20 protein-coding genes are annotated in these 17,381 nt (G+C 37.0%); 9 read left to right on the top strand and 11 right to left on the bottom strand.

The features are described from left to right. Positions 1-25: 25 nt before the first annotated feature. From ACFFUE_RS02000 to ACFFUE_RS01975, 6 genes are all read right to left on the bottom strand, one after another. A complete protein-coding gene (locus ACFFUE_RS02000) occupies positions 26-604 on the bottom strand; it encodes a pyruvate decarboxylase (protein ID WP_327984801.1) in 579 nt (192 codons plus the stop codon). A 168-nt stretch (positions 605-772) separates the two neighbouring features. Next, positions 773-1,639 carry a sigma-70 family RNA polymerase sigma factor gene (locus ACFFUE_RS01995; RefSeq protein ID WP_327984800.1) on the bottom strand — a complete coding sequence of 289 codons (867 nt, stop codon included), beginning with the start codon at positions 1,637-1,639 and terminating at the stop codon, positions 773-775. Between the two features lie 235 nt (positions 1,640-1,874). After that, a complete protein-coding gene (locus ACFFUE_RS01990; protein ID WP_376832370.1) occupies positions 1,875-3,116 on the bottom strand; it encodes a DUF1015 domain-containing protein in 1,242 nt (413 codons plus the stop codon). 7 nt (positions 3,117-3,123) lie between these two features. Continuing rightward, positions 3,124-4,083 carry a D-2-hydroxyacid dehydrogenase gene (locus tag ACFFUE_RS01985; protein ID WP_376832368.1) on the bottom strand — a complete coding sequence of 320 codons (960 nt, stop codon included), beginning with the start codon at positions 4,081-4,083 and terminating at the stop codon, positions 3,124-3,126. 10 nt (positions 4,084-4,093) lie between these two features. After that, positions 4,094-5,158: a 3-phosphoserine/phosphohydroxythreonine transaminase gene (gene serC, locus ACFFUE_RS01980; protein WP_376832366.1), complete on the bottom strand. Its 1,065-nt coding sequence runs from the start codon at positions 5,156-5,158 to the stop codon at positions 4,094-4,096. 62 nt (positions 5,159-5,220) lie between these two features. Continuing rightward, positions 5,221-5,571 (bottom strand): 4Fe-4S dicluster domain-containing protein, encoded by a 351-nt coding sequence (locus ACFFUE_RS01975; RefSeq protein ID WP_327984796.1) that lies wholly within the window; start codon positions 5,569-5,571, stop codon positions 5,221-5,223. 68 nt (positions 5,572-5,639) lie between these two features. Between ACFFUE_RS01975 and ACFFUE_RS01970 the strand changes: the two genes are divergently transcribed. The 7 genes from ACFFUE_RS01970 to ACFFUE_RS01940 all read left to right on the top strand — a co-directional run bounded on the left by ACFFUE_RS01970 (position 5,640) and on the right by ACFFUE_RS01940 (position 12,561). Next, on the top strand, positions 5,640-6,674 hold the full coding sequence (locus tag ACFFUE_RS01970) for an acyl-CoA reductase (protein WP_376832363.1): 1,035 nt from the start codon (positions 5,640-5,642) through the stop codon (positions 6,672-6,674). 49 nt (positions 6,675-6,723) lie between these two features. Continuing rightward, a complete protein-coding gene (locus ACFFUE_RS01965) occupies positions 6,724-8,214 on the top strand; it encodes an MFS transporter (RefSeq protein ID WP_376832361.1) in 1,491 nt (496 codons plus the stop codon). 107 nt (positions 8,215-8,321) lie between these two features. Then, a complete protein-coding gene (locus ACFFUE_RS01960; protein WP_376832359.1) occupies positions 8,322-9,248 on the top strand; it encodes a mevalonate kinase family protein in 927 nt (308 codons plus the stop codon). Positions 9,249-9,316: 68 nt separating this feature from the next. Further along, on the top strand, positions 9,317-10,216 hold the full coding sequence (locus tag ACFFUE_RS01955; RefSeq protein WP_376832357.1) for a UbiA family prenyltransferase: 900 nt from the start codon (positions 9,317-9,319) through the stop codon (positions 10,214-10,216). 31 nt (positions 10,217-10,247) lie between these two features. Then, positions 10,248-11,471: a TCR/Tet family MFS transporter gene (locus ACFFUE_RS01950; protein ID WP_376832562.1), complete on the top strand. Its 1,224-nt coding sequence runs from the start codon at positions 10,248-10,250 to the stop codon at positions 11,469-11,471. A gap of 172 nt (positions 11,472-11,643) precedes the next feature. Beyond that, positions 11,644-12,006, top strand: coding sequence for a Sec-independent protein translocase protein TatB (gene tatB / locus ACFFUE_RS01945; protein WP_376832355.1), 363 nt, complete (start codon positions 11,644-11,646; stop codon positions 12,004-12,006). Between the two features lie 3 nt (positions 12,007-12,009). Further along, positions 12,010-12,561 carry a phosphatase PAP2 family protein gene (locus tag ACFFUE_RS01940; RefSeq protein WP_327984788.1) on the top strand — a complete coding sequence of 184 codons (552 nt, stop codon included), beginning with the start codon at positions 12,010-12,012 and terminating at the stop codon, positions 12,559-12,561. Between the two features lie 219 nt (positions 12,562-12,780). On the opposite strand, the gene rplT is transcribed toward ACFFUE_RS01940, so the two are convergent. Then, complete coding sequence (gene rplT / locus ACFFUE_RS01935; RefSeq protein ID WP_327984787.1) at positions 12,781-13,125, bottom strand: 50S ribosomal protein L20; 345 nt, start codon at positions 13,123-13,125, stop codon at positions 12,781-12,783. Between the two features lie 124 nt (positions 13,126-13,249). Further along, positions 13,250-13,447, bottom strand: a complete 198-nt coding sequence (gene rpmI / locus ACFFUE_RS01930) for a 50S ribosomal protein L35 (RefSeq protein ID WP_327985282.1) — start codon at positions 13,445-13,447, stop codon at positions 13,250-13,252. Positions 13,448-13,660: 213 nt separating this feature from the next. Between rpmI and ACFFUE_RS01925 the strand changes: the two genes are divergently transcribed. Next, the gene (locus ACFFUE_RS01925) at positions 13,661-15,064 is read left to right on the top strand and encodes an amino acid permease (RefSeq protein WP_376832351.1); all 1,404 of its coding nucleotides are present in this window, start codon (positions 13,661-13,663) and stop codon (positions 15,062-15,064) included. 10 nt (positions 15,065-15,074) lie between these two features. After that, the gene (locus tag ACFFUE_RS01920) at positions 15,075-15,629 is read left to right on the top strand and encodes a DUF4256 domain-containing protein (protein WP_376832349.1); all 555 of its coding nucleotides are present in this window, start codon (positions 15,075-15,077) and stop codon (positions 15,627-15,629) included. Between the two features lie 27 nt (positions 15,630-15,656). On the opposite strand, the gene ACFFUE_RS01915 is transcribed toward ACFFUE_RS01920, so the two are convergent. Genes ACFFUE_RS01915 through ACFFUE_RS01905 form a run of 3 tightly spaced genes read right to left on the bottom strand, consistent with a single transcriptional unit; the run spans position 15,657 to position 17,176 of the window. Beyond that, on the bottom strand, positions 15,657-15,872 hold the full coding sequence (locus ACFFUE_RS01915) for a heavy-metal-associated domain-containing protein (protein ID WP_376832347.1): 216 nt from the start codon (positions 15,870-15,872) through the stop codon (positions 15,657-15,659). Then, positions 15,869-16,300, bottom strand: coding sequence for a phosphohydrolase (locus ACFFUE_RS01910; RefSeq protein WP_376832345.1), 432 nt, complete (start codon positions 16,298-16,300; stop codon positions 15,869-15,871). The genes ACFFUE_RS01915 and ACFFUE_RS01910 overlap by 4 nt, the downstream gene beginning before the upstream one ends. Positions 16,301-16,354: 54 nt before the next feature. Then, a complete protein-coding gene (locus ACFFUE_RS01905) occupies positions 16,355-17,176 on the bottom strand; it encodes a hypothetical protein (protein WP_376832343.1) in 822 nt (273 codons plus the stop codon). Between the last annotated feature and the right edge of the window lie 205 nt (positions 17,177-17,381).

Here is a 17,381-nt window from a genome sequence, read left to right as displayed (position 1 = left end):
TAAAGTGTATAATATCGTAGAAAACTCAACTGGATAGTTGGGTTTTCTTTATGGTTTTAAGGAGGTCGTTCATTACGCCATTAGTTCCTATTTTGATGGAGTTTTCGGTGCTTCTTAGCAATCGTTTATTTCTTTTGAAGGTATCGTAGCTGGCTTCTTTTATCAGTTCGCCTTCGGCGTTGTAGAGTTTCATACTCACCACTACCTGATTGGAAAACACATACTTACCCAGTCCTACTTTGAAATATTGTATCTTGGGAACTACCACGAGATTGGCAGTATTATTTTTACAAATCTCTTGTATGGTTTGGGTATCCACCGTATCATATTCCATTACGGTTTGTAGTCTATCTATCTTGATTTGATCAAAAGGACTTAGCTTATTGGTAACGCTATCAAAAAAAGCTTGGTAAGAAGGTGGTTTTATTTCATCCACATCAGGAGCAATTTCTGGGGCAAAGTACACTATTTTATAGCTTTCCTTAGATTTAGGAAAATCAGATTGTTTTACAAATTGTCCACTAGAGCCATAGGCAGCAATGCAACCCGTGAGAACAGCTGCACCTACAGTAACTAATATGACAGGAAATAAAATTTTTTTCATCACTTTTCTTTGTGCAAAGATAAAACCCATGATTGAGTTTTTAACTATAAAATTTTTAATCTGTAATTACAAAATGAAATTATATTAAACTCATTTTTATATGATTAAAAGCTACCTCCGATGCAGAGGCAGCTTTTAAACTTTGTTGAATTTACATTGCAATCAAAATTATTTACCCAAGTAAGATTTCAAAATTTTACTTCTGGTATTGTGTTTCAATCTTTTGATGGCTTTTTCTTTGATTTGTCTTACCCTTTCTCTGGTCAAGTCAAAGGTTTCGCCTATTTCTTCTAAAGTCATAGGGTGTTTTCCATTCAATCCAAAATATAATCTTACCAAATCTGCCTCTCTTGGGGTAAGCGTTTGCAAGGCTCTTTCTATTTCTATCTGAAGAGATTCTAGCATCAAATCTTTATCTGGGCTTGGCGATTCGCCAGAACGGAGAACATCGTACAGGTTGCTATCTTCACCCTCCACGAGCGGAGCATCCATAGAAAGGTGACGCCCACTGTTTTTCATAGATTCTTTGATATCTTCCTCGCTCATATCCAGCACTTCTGCCAATTCTTCTGGGGAAGGAGGTCTTTCATTTTCCTGTTCCAAATGAGCGTATGCCTTATTAATCTTGTTGATAGAACCAATCTTATTAAGTGGAAGTCTTACAATTCTAGACTGCTCTGCCAATGCTTGCAAGATGGATTGACGAATCCACCATACAGCATATGAAATGAATTTAAACCCTCTGGTTTCATCATATCTTTTAGCGGCTTTCATCAGTCCGAGGTTTCCTTCGTTAATCAAATCGGGTAGGGAAAGACCTTGGTTTTGATATTGTTTGGAAACAGATACCACGAAACGCAAGTTGGCCTTGATGAGTTTTTCTAGTGCCACTCTATCCCCCGCACGGATTCTTTGGGCCAATTCTACCTCCTCATCGGCGGTAATCAGTTCTACTTTACCAATTTCTTGTAGATACTTGTCCAAAGAGGCGGTTTCTCTATTGGTAACTTGCTTGGTTATTTTTAACTGTCTCATTTTTTATCTCTTGTATTTTTAAATGCCTTTTATTAATGGCTCCGTTTAATTGTACGATGAAACTGTAAGAAAGGTTACAAAAAATATTTCTTTTAATTTGAAATTTTATTTGAATGGAAATTTCTTAAGTCTATTTTTTCGGAATAATTTAGTAGCCAATATAATGCCAAAATAGTAAAACTAAAAACCCTTTCAAATTAAATTCAAAAGGGTTAATTACTTTGTTTTTATAAGTTTATTTAATGTCGTACATCATCAGTGCAGACATCAGTTTAGGCTCTATGTAAGTGCATTTGGGAGGCATACTGATTTTGTTATCCGAAATTTTAATCATTTCGTTAAAACTTACGGGATAAATTCCAAAAGCTACAGCATATTTCCCACTATCCACCGCATCTTTCAGTCTTTTAATACCTTCTGCAGATGAGGTTCCTTTGATATAGCTGATGTTATCCGAACTATCGGTATTTTCAATATTCAAAATATCATTGAAGATTAAATTATCCACCACTTGATGGTCTATAAGGTTTTTTACCATATCTGGCGTTCTCAGGCTGTGTTTCAGATGAAGAGAGTAAAACTTCCCATTCATATACATAGAGATATGAAACTTCTGAGAAGGGAAGTATGGCGTTTCATCTTTTTCGTGGATGTTGAAATTAACTTCGAGTTTTTTTAGAAAATCTTCTGGGGACAATCCGTTCAAATCTTTCACTACGCGGTTATAATCGTGTATTTTAATGGATTGATTAGACACGATGAAGCTGTACACAAAGTTATACGCCTCCAGCCCTGTGTGTTTTTTGTTTTTCTCTTTTTGTTTTTTAGCATTGAGTGCTGCCGAGCCAATTCTATGGTGTCCATCTGCAATGTAAAAGGCTTCTACATTGTCCAAAACTTCTTTGAGCTGTTGCATTTTCAAGCGGTTGTCAATTCGCCAAAGTTTGTGCTTAATGCCTTTATCATCTTCAAAAGAAAGGATAGGAATGCTTTTTTCCTCGTGGTTCATCAGCAATTCTACCTTAGGATTGGAAGGATAAGTAAGCAGAACGGGGTCTGACTGCAAGTTGACTTTCTCTAAATAATGCGCTAGTTTTTCCTTTTTTTGAGGAATAGTACTCTCGTGTCGTTTAATTTTACCATTCCAAAAGTCCTCCACAGAGGTCAGTCCCAGAAGCCCTCGGAATACCGACTTGTTGGGGTAAATCTGTTCATACAAATAGTATGAAGAGGCATCTTGGGTTAAAACTTTATTGTCTAAAAGTTCCTCGAAGCTGTGTCGTATTTTTCTCAAGTTTCTATCTACATCCTTAGATTTGCTCAGGATATAAGGCTTAATCATTTGGATATAAGTGTTGTTTTCTTGAGATTTTTTCAAAATTACTTCTTGTGAAAGTCCGTCAATAGGATGTGTAGGAAAAATCTCTACATAGTCATCATTGGGTCTTATTCCACGAAAGGGTTTGAATATCGGCATACTTCAATTATATTTTTCTTGATAATTCTATGATTTGCGTAGCAAGTTCCGTACCTATTTTTTCTTGAGCATCTAGCGTATTGCCTCCTAAGTGTGGCGATAGGGATAGGTGAGGGTTCATTAGCAATGCCAACTCTGGCTGAGGTTCATTTTCAAAAACATCTAATGCGGCTCCAGCTACTTTTCCTTCTTCAATGAAATCGATAAGTGCCACTTCATTGATGACGCCACCTCTTGCGGTATTAGCGATAAATACCCCATCTTTCATCATTTCAAATTGTGGTGTATCTATTAGATAGCCATCGGTTTTAGGTGTGTTGATGCTGAGAAAATCCACATCGGAGAGGAAAGTAGCAATGTCATTAGTGGAGGTTAAGTCAAAATCTACTTTCTGTCCATCGAAAAAGTGTAAACTTACGGTTTCTGTGCGAGGCGTTTGGCTAAGAAGTTTCACTTTCATTCCAAGGGCAATTCCCATTGTTGCGACTTCTTTTCCGATGCCTCCAAAACCGATAACGCCCAAGGTTTTTCCTTTGAGTTCTATTGCATTGGCATAAGATTTTTTAAGGGCATTAAACTGCGTTTCGCCTTCCAAAGGCATCATTCTATTGGCTTCGTGAAGGAATCTCGCTAAGGAAAAAAAGTGAGCAAAGACCATCTCTGCTACCGAACGCGAAGAGGCTAATGGCGTATTGATAACGCTGATGCCTTTTTCACGGGCGTATTCCACATCGATATTGTCCATACCAACGCCACCTCTCCCAATGATTTTAAGACTGGGACAAGCATCGATGAGGTCTTTTCTTACCTTAGTAGCACTGCGAACCAATAAAACATCCACCTGATGATCTTGGATGAATTTGGACAATTGCTCCTGTGCTACGCGAATATCCAAAAACTCCATTCCCGCATCTTTTAGCATTAGTTCTCCCGCTTTGGAAATTCCATCATTGGCTAATATTTTCATTATTTGTATTTTATGGTTTAAAATTTCTCATTACATCTACCAAAACTTTCACACTTTCAATAGGCATTGCATTGTATATGCTGGCACGGTATCCGCCAACGCTTCTATGTCCGTTTAGTCCGCTGATTCCCGCTTCTTTCCAAGCGGCATCAAAGGTTTCTTTCAGTGCATCATCAGTTAGCCTAAAGGAAACATTCATTAGAGAACGGTCTTCTTTTTGGGCAAAACCTTCAAAGAGTGGGTTGGCATCAATCTCGTTGTAGAGCAATTCTACTTTTGCTATATTTCTTTGTTCCGCTGCAGCGATACCGCCATTGTTTTCCAAGTGCTGAAGCGTGAGCAAACTGGCATAAACAGGGAAGACAGGCGGTGTATTGTACATAGACTCTTTGGCAATATGCAGAGAATAATCTAGATACGAAGGAATATCTCGTCCTGTTTTGCCTAAAATTTCTTTTTTTACCACAACTAAAACTGTTCCTGCAGGACCCATATTTTTTTGAGCTCCAGCGTAGATAAGGTCAAATTGGGAGAAATCTATCACCCTTGAAAAGATATCCGAACTCATATCGCATACCATCCGTGTATCCACTTTGGGGAAGGCTTTCATCTGCGTGCCATAGATGGTATTATTAGAAGTGCAATGGAAATAATCATAATCACTTCCTACGGCATAATCCTTCGGTATAAAAGTATAATTCTCAGCTTTGGAAGAACCTACAATATCCACTTGTCCCAGCTTTTTAGCTTCTTTAATGGCTCCTGCTGCCCAAGTTCCTGTATCGAGGTAGGCGGCTTTTCCGTTTTCAGCGTTCATCAGATTGAACGGCACCATAGCAAATTGCAAGCTGGCACCACCGCCTAGATACAGCACTTCGTACTCATCGTTTAGGTTCATTAGTCTTTTCACGATGGCTCTGGCTTCGTCCATTACGGCTACGAAATCTTTACTGCGGTGGGAAATTTCTAAAAGCGAAAGTCCAATGCCATTAAAATCCAAAATGGCTTCGGCAGATTTCTGAAAAACCTCTTCGGGAAGGATGCAAGGCCCTGCACTGAAATTATGTTTTTTCATAAGGAGTGATTTTTATAACATCATTCTAAAAAAATGCTCCAAAATACTGGAGCATAATTTTTCTATTCATTATGTAAAAATGCTTTTTTATCCAATAAGCTTTCTTCAGATTCTACATTGTCATCATCTGGCACACAGCAGTCCACAGGGCATACTGCCGCACATTGAGGCTCTTCGTGGAAGCCTTTGCACTCTGTACACTTATCTGGAACGATGAAGTAGATATCATCATTTATCGGGGCTTGTGGGTCGTCTGCATCTATAGTAAGACCAGATTTTAGGGTTACCATTCCACTTAGGGCGGTTCCTTCGGAAGCTTTCCAATCTACGGCACCTTCATATATTGCATTGTTAGGGCATTCTGGTTCACAAGCTCCACAGTTGATACATTCGTCTGTTATTATAATCGCCATTGCTGATTTTAATTTTTATAAATTTGCACAAAATTACTAAAAATCTATCAAACACGAAGCATAAAAAAATGAATAGCGAATTGCAAATAAAAGGTCTTGTACAATTGTCTCAGTTTTTAGCTTTATTTCTGGATAAAGATGAGGCAAAATATGATGATAATGAGCGAGAACTATTGGGATTATTGAAAAAATCACAATTGGAAAATCCTTGGTTTACAGAGGAGAATATAAAGTTTGCTCTACAGCAATGGGCAAATTTACTCACAGAGAAGAATATTCTGCAATGGCTTTCTGCTTACAAACGAACTGTAGAATCCAAGAAAATAGGGCTTATCTTGGCTGGGAATATTCCTTTGGTGGGTTTTCACGATGTGATTTCTGTGGTGCTGAGTGGAAATATTCCGCTCATTAAACTTTCTTCTAAAGACCAACGAATTTTACCATTTCTTTTGTCGAAATGGAACGACTTTTCCAATGGAAATGTAAAATATGAATTGGTAGAAAAGTTGGAAAATTTTGATGCTGTGATTGCTACGGGAAGTAATAATACAGCGAGATATTTGGAATACTATTTTAAAAATCATAAAAGTATTATCCGTAAAAATAGAACTTCTGTAGCGGTACTGAAAGGTGATGAAACCGATGAAGAATTGCAACGATTGGCAGAGGATATTTTCAGATATTTTGGTTTAGGATGTCGTAATGTAACCCGATTGTTCTTGCCACAAGATTTTAAACTAGACCGATTGTTTGAAAACTTCTTGGCATTTGGAGAGATAATCAATCATAACAGTTATGCCAATAACTATGATTATAACAAAGCGATTTATCTACTGAATCAAGAAAAATTTTGGGATAACAATTTTGTGATGTTAAAGGAAGATTCTCAATTATTTAGTCCGCTATCGGTGCTGAATTTTTCGCGGTATCAAGATTTGGATGAAGTGAAAAACTTCCTTTCAGAAAATAATAATGAGATACAATGTATCGTTGCCAAGCCAGAATTAAATTTAGATGCTGTAAACTTTGGCGATGCTCAACATCCGAAGTTGAACACCTATGCTGATAATATCGATACAATGAAATTTTTGGAGATGGTTTAGAATCCAAGTAAAATGATTTTTATATTTTTGTTTTAGTAAATTATTTGTAATGTCAAATCAACCATCGTCTATATTGGGAAGCATCAAAAATAATCCTAAAATAATGAGAGCTTGGGCAGCGTATGACTGGGCAAACTCTGTTTATTCCCTAGTGATTACTTCCACCATTTTCCCAATATATTTCTCTATTCTTACCACTCAGTTTGAAAAAAAAGAATATCTCGCAGAGCAAAATCGCTGGATAGATGTACCCGTACGCCATAGTATTAAGCTCTTTGGAGAAAGTTACCATCCCGATGCGGTCTATGGCTATTCTCTTACCATTTCATTTTTTATAGTGGTTTTGCTCTCACCGTTTTTATCGTCTTTGGCAGATACCATTGGAAACAAGAAGTCTTTTTTACAGTTTTTCTGTTATTTGGGAGCTACTTCTTGTATGGGATTGGCAATGTTCACAGGGATGAATAATGTGTTCCTAGGGCTATTGTTTAGCATCACAGCGAGTGTAGGTTTCTGGGGAAGTTTGGTTTTTTACAATTCTTTTTTACCAGATATAGCCACACCAGATAGGCAAGATGCTCTATCTGCACGGGGATATGTCTATGGGTATATAGGCTCTGTCGTTTTGGTGATTATTTGTTTGGTATTGATAATGGTGATTGCAGAAACCGAAAAACAAAGATTGATTTTAACCCGCGTGAGCTTCCTTTTAACGGGGGCGTGGTGGTTTGGCTTTTCACAATATACCTTCAAGCATTTACCTAAGTTTGGTAATGTGAAAGATAAATTACCAAAAGATTTGGTACTGCTCAATTATAAAAATATTTTCAAAAAACACGAGGAGCAAGGTGGCTTTTTTGAGGTTTTGAAAGATAATATTCATTTTTATATGGATATAGCAAGGCAGAGTTTTAAAGAGCTTTTCAAAGTGGGGCATCAGCTGTTTTCCAATACCAATCTCAAATTTTTCTTATCCAGCTTTTTCTTTTATAGCATTGGGATGCAAACCATTTTTCTGATGGCAACTTTATTCGGAAAAAGTGAAATTAATCTAGACCAAGGAAAGCTGATAGGAACCCTATTGGTAATCCAAATAGAAGCCATCATCGGTGCGATATTTTTCTCGAGACTTTCCAGAAAAATAGGGAATAAGAATGTGATTTCTATAGCCGTTATCCTTTGGATTGTGGCGTGTCTATGGGCTTATTTCCTCAATAAAGAAAATCCAACGGTAGAGTATCAGTTTTACGGCGTTGCGGCTATTGTAGGATTGGTAATGGGAGGGCTTCAGGCAATGTCTCGTTCTACATATTCTAAGCTTTTGCCAGAAGACTCTATGGATAATACCACTTTTTTCAGCTTTTATGATGTTTTAGAAAAACTGGCAATTATTTTAGGAACTTTCATTTTTGCAACTCTGATAGACCATTTCAACAATATGAGATTTGCAGCACTCTCTATGGTGGTATTTTTCTTATTGGGATTGGTGATGATTCGTTTCGTTAAAGTGAAAATGTTCTCTAAAACTGCGGGGCAATAAAGGCTAAAAGAATAATCACATTTTGGCTTAAAAATTGATAATAAGAAAACTGAACCAAACAAAATGTGTATCTTTGCATCAGTTTTGCAAAACCACTCAATAAAACTATGGCGAATCCTCTATTTTACGCTAAAATTTTACTCTTTGGGGAATACGGAATCATAGAAGACTCCCAAGGTTTGACGCTTCCGTACAGCTTCTATAAGGGAACAATGAAGTTCTCTCAGTTGGATACTGATTTTGAAAAAAAATCTAACGAAAGTCTTAGAAAATATTCAGAATACTTAGAGCAGTTGGCATTGCCAAAGGAATTTCAGCTGGATGTAGAAACTTTCAAAAAGGAAATTTCCCAAGGTTTGTCTTTTGATAGCAACATTCCACAAGGCTACGGCGTGGGGAGTTCAGGTGCTTTGGTAGCAGCAATTTTTGAGAGGTATTCCTTCCAAAAATACAATCCAGAAACCATCAGTAAAGACCAGCTAAAAGAACTGAAAAAAGTATTTGGTCTTTTGGAAAGTTATTTCCACGGAAAAAGCTCTGGCATAGACCCTCTGATTTGCTATATGAATCTACCCATTCTCATAGAAAATAGAGAAAGTGTAGATAAAGTAGCTATCCCAAAGCAGGAGGAAGGCAAGGGTGCCATTTTCCTTATCGACTCTGGAATGGTGGGCGAAACCGAGCCTATGGTGCAGATTTTCTTTGAGAAAATGAAAACCGAAGGATTTAGAAAAACCTTGAAGGAAGAATTTATACGATACAATAATGCGTGTATTGACGCGTTTCTGAAAAAGGAAATGAATCCATTTTTTACCCATCTGAAAAAACTATCCATTTGGGCTTATGACCACTTTAAACCGATGATTCCCGAAAGTCTTTACAAGGCGTGGAAAAAAGGTTTGGATACCAATGCGTATTATCTGAAACTCTGTGGTAGTGGAGGCGGAGGCTATATTCTAGGCTTTTCTAAAGATTATGAAAAAGCAGAGTCTTTACTGAAAGGATTTAATAAAGAGGTTATTTATAGATTCTAATTTTCCTGATTTTAAAATATGGAGGAGACGCGGCGATGAGGCTCGCGTCTTTGGTTTTAACTAAGTGTATGATGGCAAAAAAATCTTTCATCGTTAGAATGTCTCAGCTGGTAAGTTTACTACTTGGGGCAAGGATTTTTATGCTTCTTTTATTCACCTTTACGCTGTATGTTTCCACTTTTTTCTTGTTTAGCCAAGAGGAAAGCCTGAGGAACTTCGTGTTTGATTATAAAGTTCACGGCATTATTCTATGCTCACTACTTAGCATTGCTTCGGGAGGCATTATCAATCAGTTTTATGATTTTGAAAAAGACCAACTACAGAAGCCTTTTAGAACAAAACTGCAAAGTTTCCTGAAACAAAAGTATTTTTTGTATTCATATATCATTCTGAATATCATTTCGCTCGGTATTGCAGTCTTGCTTTCGCCAAGGATATTTGTTTTCTTTCTGCTGTATCAGTTTATGATGTGGTTTTATAGTCATAAGCTAAGCAAAATCTTGATGGTGAATAATCTAACTTTCGTTTCGCTTACCTTATATCCATTTTTTGGAATGTTGGTTTATTATCAGCATTTTTCGTGGAAACTATTTTGGATGGCGATGTTTTTATTTTTAATCCTTCTGATAGTGGATATTTTGAAAGATATTTTAACCCTTCGCCCTGATACCATTTTCGGATATAGAACATTGCCCAATGTTTTAGGAATCAAAGCCACTACAATAGTACTTTCAATATTGCTGATTGCCAACGCTTGGATTTCCTTTTTGGTGGTACAGCACATCTTGGAACACCATCTGTTGATAGTCTATTTTTCCTTATCCATCGTGATATTGTTATTATCCTTACTGCCAATCTTTTTTTTCAGGTTCAAAAGGATGTATTGGCTGGTCAATTTGCTAAGGATATGGATTTTCTTAGGAGTGGTTTTTATGCTGCTCAACGGGATATTTGAAAGAGTAGGATAATCACTAAATATTTTTTTGCAATTTTATTATGATGAAACCAAAAAATAAATCTGCTGCTATGGGATTTATCTTCATCACGCTGCTGATAGACATCACAGGGTGGGGAATCGTGATTCCTGTAGTTCCTAAACTGATAGAAGAGCTGATACAAGCCGATGTTTCTGAAGCAGCAAAATATGGAGGCTGGCTTAGTTTTCTGTATGCGTCTATGCAGTTTGTTTTTGCTCCTATTTTGGGAAATTTGAGCGATCAATATGGTCGGCGACCCGTTATTCTATTTTCTTTATTGGGGTTTTCCATCAATTTTTTCTTGCAGGCGTGGGCACCTACCATATTTTGGCTTTTTGTAGGTCGTTTGTTTTCTGGAATCACAGGAGCCAGTATTACCACAGCCAGTGCTTACATTGCCGATATTTCTGATGATAGCAATAGAGCAAAAAACTTTGGACTGATAGGAGCTGCTTTTGGCTTAGGGTTTATTATAGGCCCTGTTTTAGGCGGTTTATTAGGGCAATATGGTGCAAGGGTGCCATTTATTGCAGCGGGGATATTATGTTTGCTTAATTTTGTTTATGGCGTATTCATTTTGCCAGAAAGTCTGGATAAAAATCATCGTAGAGATTTTAGCTGGAAACGAGCCAATCCTATTGGAGGATTTTATCAGGTAAGGCAATATCCAGAGCTTATTAAACTATTGGTGGCGTGGTTTTTAGTCTATATTGCAGGGCACGCTGTACAGACCAATTGGGCTTATTTTACGATGTATCGTTTCCAATGGGATGAGAAAATGGTAGGAATTTCCCTTGGAGTGATGGGTGGGCTTACCGCTTTGGTACAAGGCTTTTTAATCAGAAAACTTCATCCTAAAATAGGAAATGATAGAAGTATTTTGTACGGATTTATAGCTTATGCCTTAGGAATGTTATTGTTTGCTTTTGCCAATCAGCCTTGGATGATGTTTGCCTTTTTAGGAATTTATACCTTGGGAGGTATTGCAGGACCAGCGTTACAATCCGTAATTACTTCTAAGGTGCCAGCTAATGAACAAGGGGACATCCAAGGGGTGCTTACCAGTATGGTGAGTTTAACCTCTATTATAGGACCTCCTTTGATGACTAATGTTTTCTATTATTTCACCCATTCTGAAGCTCCTTTTCAGTTTGCAGGTGCTCCTTTCTTCTTAGGATTTTTATTGATGGCATTCAGTGCCTTTTTCATCTATCGCTATGGGATGAGTGGAAGGAGGAAAGATTAAAGTTGTGTTTTTTTAATAAGTTATTGATATATTGTAAATTAATAAAACTATTAAAAACCATTTTAAAATCCACTTTATTGAATTACAGCTTATAGCTTGATACTTAAAGCTTATAGCGTTAAAAATTTAAAATCAAGGTTTAAGGTTAAAAAATGTTTCGTATTTTAGCAGAATGGAATTAGGATTTATGGAAATGGTGGTCATTGCCATCGCCATCATTGTATTATTCGGGCCTAGTAAGTTGCCTACCATTGCACGAGATTTAGGAATTGGCGTGCGTAAGATGCGTGGTGCAATGGAAGATATAAAAAGTGAAATAATGAAGGAGGCAGATAACCCAGTCTCCGAAATTAAGCGTGAAATAGAGAAAGTGAAGGAAGCCGCTAAGGAATATAACCCGATGAATGAAGTGAAAAAAGAGATAGACGGGATTAAAGAATCGGTTTCTATCAATATTGATGAAACAACATCTGCAGCCAAACCAAAGGTGAAGCCCGCTGATGATGAAGCCTATGAAGGACCTGTAAGCCGATAAACAATGACGGAGATAATCGCTTGGGATAAAGCTTTATTTTTATTCCTCAATAATCTGGGAACGCCCGCTTATGACAATTTCTGGAAGATGGTTTCTGGAACATTGGTGTGGTTGCCTTTTTATGCTACCCTTTTGTATCTTTTTTTTAAAGCTTATGGCTGGCGAAATTTGGTTTACATCCTTATTTTCATTGCTTTGGGCATTACCATATCAGACCAATTGTCTGGGATTTTTAAAAACGGACTAGAACGCCTAAGACCGTGCCACGATGCCTCTCTTAATGCGATGATGCGTAAGGTGGTCTGCGGAGGGCAATATGGTTTTTATTCTGCCCACGCTTCCAATTCTTTTTTCTTGGCAATCTTTTCTACGATATTGCTTAGAACCAAGCATTTCTTTCTACCTTGGATTATGTTCATCTGGGCTGCTCTAGTAGCGTATAGTCGTATTTATCTTGGTGTCCATTTTCCTTTAGATATTCTCTATGGTGCGGGTGTAGGCTTTTTGCTCGGAGGCTTTATGGCTTCCTTGGCTAAAAAAACACTGAAGGTTTAACCCAGATTAAGCATTTGAAAAGATGTTTCTTGTTTAATTTGTTGATTGACAGCATTGCTAAAATATGTTTGCAAAATCTATCTTATTGAATGAAAGCTTTTACGACTTAAAGCCTAGTGCGTAATTTGGGTTTAATATACAGAAGAAAAATCTTAAAAAAACAAAAGCCCGAATTATAAATTCGGGCTTTTGAATATTGATAACAAAAAAAATTCTACATTATTTTACTTGATCTACAACAGCTTTGAAAGCTTCAGGGTGATTCATTGCAAGGTCTGCAAGAACTTTTCTGTTTAGCTCGATGTTGTTCTTTTTAAGAGCTCCCATAAACTGAGAGTAAGAAAGTCCGTTCTCTCTAGCACCCGCATTGATACGAGCAATCCAAAGAGCTCTGAAATTTCTCTTCTTCTCTTTTCTACCGCGGTAAGCATATTGCATTGCTTTTTCTACGGCATTTTTAGCAACTGTCCATACGTTCTTTCTTCTTCCGAAATAACCTTTAGCCAGTTTTAAAACTTTTTTTCTGCGTGCTCTAGAAGCTACGGCATTTACTGATCTTGGCATAATTTAAAATTGTTTTTTTTGAATACAGCGTTGCTTATTGCATCAAACTTTTGGGCTGATATTCAGGGTTAAAATTCTTGAATTGTTGTCTAATTCTTATAAACCGAATATGGATTTATAAAAACTACTTAATGGCTAATTGACGAAGTACGCTTTTCTCGTCCACCTTAGCTACATAAGAAGTTTGCGTAAGATTTCTCTTTTGCTTAGTTTCTTTCTTTGTTAAGATGTGACTTTTGTAAGCATTCTTTCTTTTGATCTTTCCAGTTCCGGTAAGAGCAAAACGCTTCTTAGCACCTGATTTCGTTTTTAGTTTTGGCATTGTTTTGCTTTTTTTATTTTTGTTATCAATACATTTCCATTGCATAATGCAGGGATTTTCCCTCTCATACAATAGTTTGCAAATTTACAAAAAATTATAATACAAGCACCAATTGCACTAAGATTTTTTTTGGCTGGGAAACTCAGAAATAAAAATTTAATATCCGTACTAAGCAATTATTTTCTACATTTGTTCCTTTATTTGTAATTGATAATGGAAGAACAACATACAGAACCGAAACTAAAAAGGGGCTTGTCTAATAGGCATATCCAGCTGATTGCCTTGGGCGGAGCTATAGGCACAGGATTATTCTTGGGCATTGGACCTGCGGCGGTATTAGCAGGGCCTTCAGTGATATTAGGGTATATCTTGGCAGGGATTATTGCCTTTTTTATTATGCGTCAGTTGGGCGAGATGGTAGTAGAGGAGCCAGTATCTGGGTCATTCTCGTATTTTGCACACCGCTATTGGGGAAGTTTTGCAGGATTTACTTCGGGGTGGAATTATTGGATTTTATATATCTTGGTCTCTATGTCAGAGCTTACCGCCATTGGCATCTATGTACAATATTGGTGGCCCGATATTCCGTTGTGGGCTTCTAGTGGCTTTTTCTTTTTGGCGATTACGGCTCTTAATCTAGGCTCGGTGAAATTGTTTGGCGAGGCAGAATTTTGGTTTTCCATCATCAAAGTTGTGGCTATTATATCAATGATTTTGTTCGGAAGCTACCTCTTGTTATCAGGGACGGGAGGTGAGCAAGCAACAGTACAAAACCTGGTTAACAACGGAGGATTCTTCCCCAAAGGGTGGTTTCAGCCTACTGAAAACGGCTATCAGGGTTTATTAGCAGTAATGGCTATCATTATGTTTTCTTTTGGTGGTCTAGAGCTCATCGGTATTACTGCGGCAGAGGCAGAGCACCCCGAAAAGAATATCCCGAAGGCCACCAATCAGGTGATTTATAGAATTTTAATTTTTTATGTAGGGGCTTTGGTCATTTTATTTTCATTATCACCTTGGGAAAGCATTACCACGGAAACCAGTCCGTTTGTTACTGTTTTTGATAATCTGAAAGTGCTGAATTTTAGTGTATTCGGGAAAGAGTTTTCTACAGCTCAGCTTGTGGCTAATTTTCTGAATCTGATTGTGCTAACGGCAGCCCTTTCGGTTTATAATTCTTGTGTGTACAGCAATAGCCGAATGCTATTTGGACTGGCAGAGCAGGGAGATGCACCTCGGTTTTTGAAGCGACTGAACAGCAATGCGGCTCCTATCACAGCCATATTAGTATCAAGTGGTTTCGCAGGCTTGTGCATTATCATCAATAAGTTGATTCCAGAAGAGGCGTTTAAAATTCTGATGTCTCTGGTGGTTTCTTGCTTGATTATCAATTGGGTAATGATTTCTTTGACGCATCTGAAATTCAGAAAAGCGAAGGCTAAGGAAGGTTTTACTACAAAGTTTCCATCGTTTCTATATCCGTATTCTAATTATATCAGCATTGTGTTTCTGGTGGCTATATTGGGCATTATGCTGGTAACAGGGATGGCGGTATCCGTTGTTTTGATTCCGATATGGCTGGTATTGCTATGGCTGGGTTATCGTTTTGTAAAATAAAAAGAAGTTTATGAAATTACTTTCAGAATCAGAGAAAGAAAGCTTGTTGCTTTCGTTGAAAACGCGATTTGAAGAGAATACCCATCGTCATTTAGAGATGTCTTGGGATAGAGTAGAGGAAAAATTACGCAAAAACCCAGAGAAATTATGGAGTTTATATCAAATGGAACAAACCGAGGGTGAGCCCGATGTGATTTTGTATGATGCTTCTCGTGATGCTTTTTGCTTTTGTGATTGTTCTAAAGAAAGTCCGAAAGGGCGTAGAAGTTTGTGCTATGATTTAGCGGCTTGGCAGTCTCGCAAACAAAACAAACCGAGTTCGTCTGCGTGTGAAGAAGCCGAAAAAATGGGCGTATCCTTGTTGTCTGAAGATGAGTATGTTTTTTTACAAACAGTAGAACCAGTAGATACCAAAACTTCTAGTTGGCTAAAAACACCTGAAGAAATGCGGCAATTGGGAGGGGCTTTGTTTGGAGACTACCGCTTCGGTCGTGTGTTTTTTTACCACAATGGGGCAGACTCCTACTATTCTGTAAGAGGATTTAGAGCCATATTATGGGTATAAAAAAAGAAGGTTATTACCTTCTTTTTTTTATATTATTTCTATCAAGAAACCTTTGCTTTTCACGATGTTTTCTATGGTTTCTTGGGCATTTTCGTCTGCCGTTACCGTTAGTATCTTCTCCGGATTATCCGTATCTACGCTCCATTCTTGGATGTTGGGAGCATTGTCTAGTTCGTTTTGCACTTTAGACACGCAGTTGCCACAGTTGAGGTTGGTTTTGAATTGAAATTGTTTGGTATTCATAAATCAGATGTTAAGGTTGTTTTTAAATAATGGTAAGCATTCAAATATTTGTTTAGGCGTTCTAAATCTTTGGTGTCTATTTTTTCTAATCGTGTGATATCCATATTATCTTTTAAATCGTTGATTTTAATCTTTACAGCAATAGGGTTTTGCTTCACTCGTTCTATGAAATTGGAGTAGTCTTCGTTTTCTCTTTTAGTTACGCAATCTAAAATAGTTATAATTTCGTCTGAAAAGCCTTCATTTTTTAAATCATCAAAAGTCCAATTCGTATCTTCTATCAAATCGTGAAGCACACCACATATTTTTTCCACTTCGGTTTTTCCACTATCCATCACTCGGATAAGATGATAGATATAAGGTTTTCCCACTTTGTCTATTTGATTTGCGTGGGCTATTTTGGCTATTTCTATTGCTTTTTCTAACATTGTAAGGAGTTTATTTAGGGATAATTATTTGTTTATTTATTTCTCTCAATTATATTAGCACCAATGTACGGGGTTGCCAACTTCTATCGAGCCTATAAGGAGCTTTTCTAAAGATACTATGACAGAGTTCCAATAAAAAGAAGAGTCATATTGCTTTTTTTCCACTATATACTCATTGACAGATTCTCCCGTATCGTTTCTTAAAGACATCGAACAATTACTAAGACCTCTTTTGGTTTTATTACAAACAAAAGTAATATTTTTCTCGTCTTCTATGTATTCAGTGAAATCTGTTGATTGAAAAATAATGTAATATTGTTCTTCTTTCTCTTCTAATATATGAAATCCTTCGTTGCTTAATAAAAACATTTTGTTTTTGTCAAAAAATCCAAAAGGAATATCATCATCATAATTACCAATCATTATGATTTCGTCGTTTTTTTTATTTCTTAAAACTACTTTATCTAAATTTTTATTACTATTTTGTAATTTTTGAAGTTCATTATAAGCGTCTTGAGCTTTATTAGCAGGAAGACAGCCACCGTTAGCCTTAGGAAGATATTTACTGAGAACAGGATACTCTTTTTCGCCACCATTTTCAGCAATAAATGCTCTAAAACCACTCATCCCCATATTGTTTGCGATATTTTCATAAACATATTCCATTTCTTCGTGGGGGCAAGCTGTATTTTTCCAATCATTAAATTCTCTTTCTTTTTCAAACTCGTCCTCCCAATCTTTATCTGTTGCATTAGGGTTGTCTGGAAACTCAAGGTATAATCCGTCTTCGTCAAATACAACATATTCTTTGTAAGGAGGTTCTGTTGTTTTACCTTTTTGATAACAATCACAAATTACAAATCCACAATAACTCATATTTATTTATTTTGGTCAGTAAAAATAAATATTTTAACGATATAATCCATTTATTTTTTAACGAATAAAGCAATTGATGTTAAATTTTACTAGGTCACGAAATACTTTATTTATGTCTTACAATAAAACATCCCCCGAATATCCCCCTGACCCCAAAGGATTATCCCCCTAGTCCCCCGAAGGGGAAACTAACAACTGTCAACTA

Source organism: Bergeyella porcorum (genome assembly GCF_042427575.1).
Lineage (GTDB): Bacteria > Bacteroidota > Bacteroidia > Flavobacteriales > Weeksellaceae > Bergeyella > Bergeyella porcorum.
This window is presented reverse-complemented; position numbering and strand designations above follow the sequence as displayed.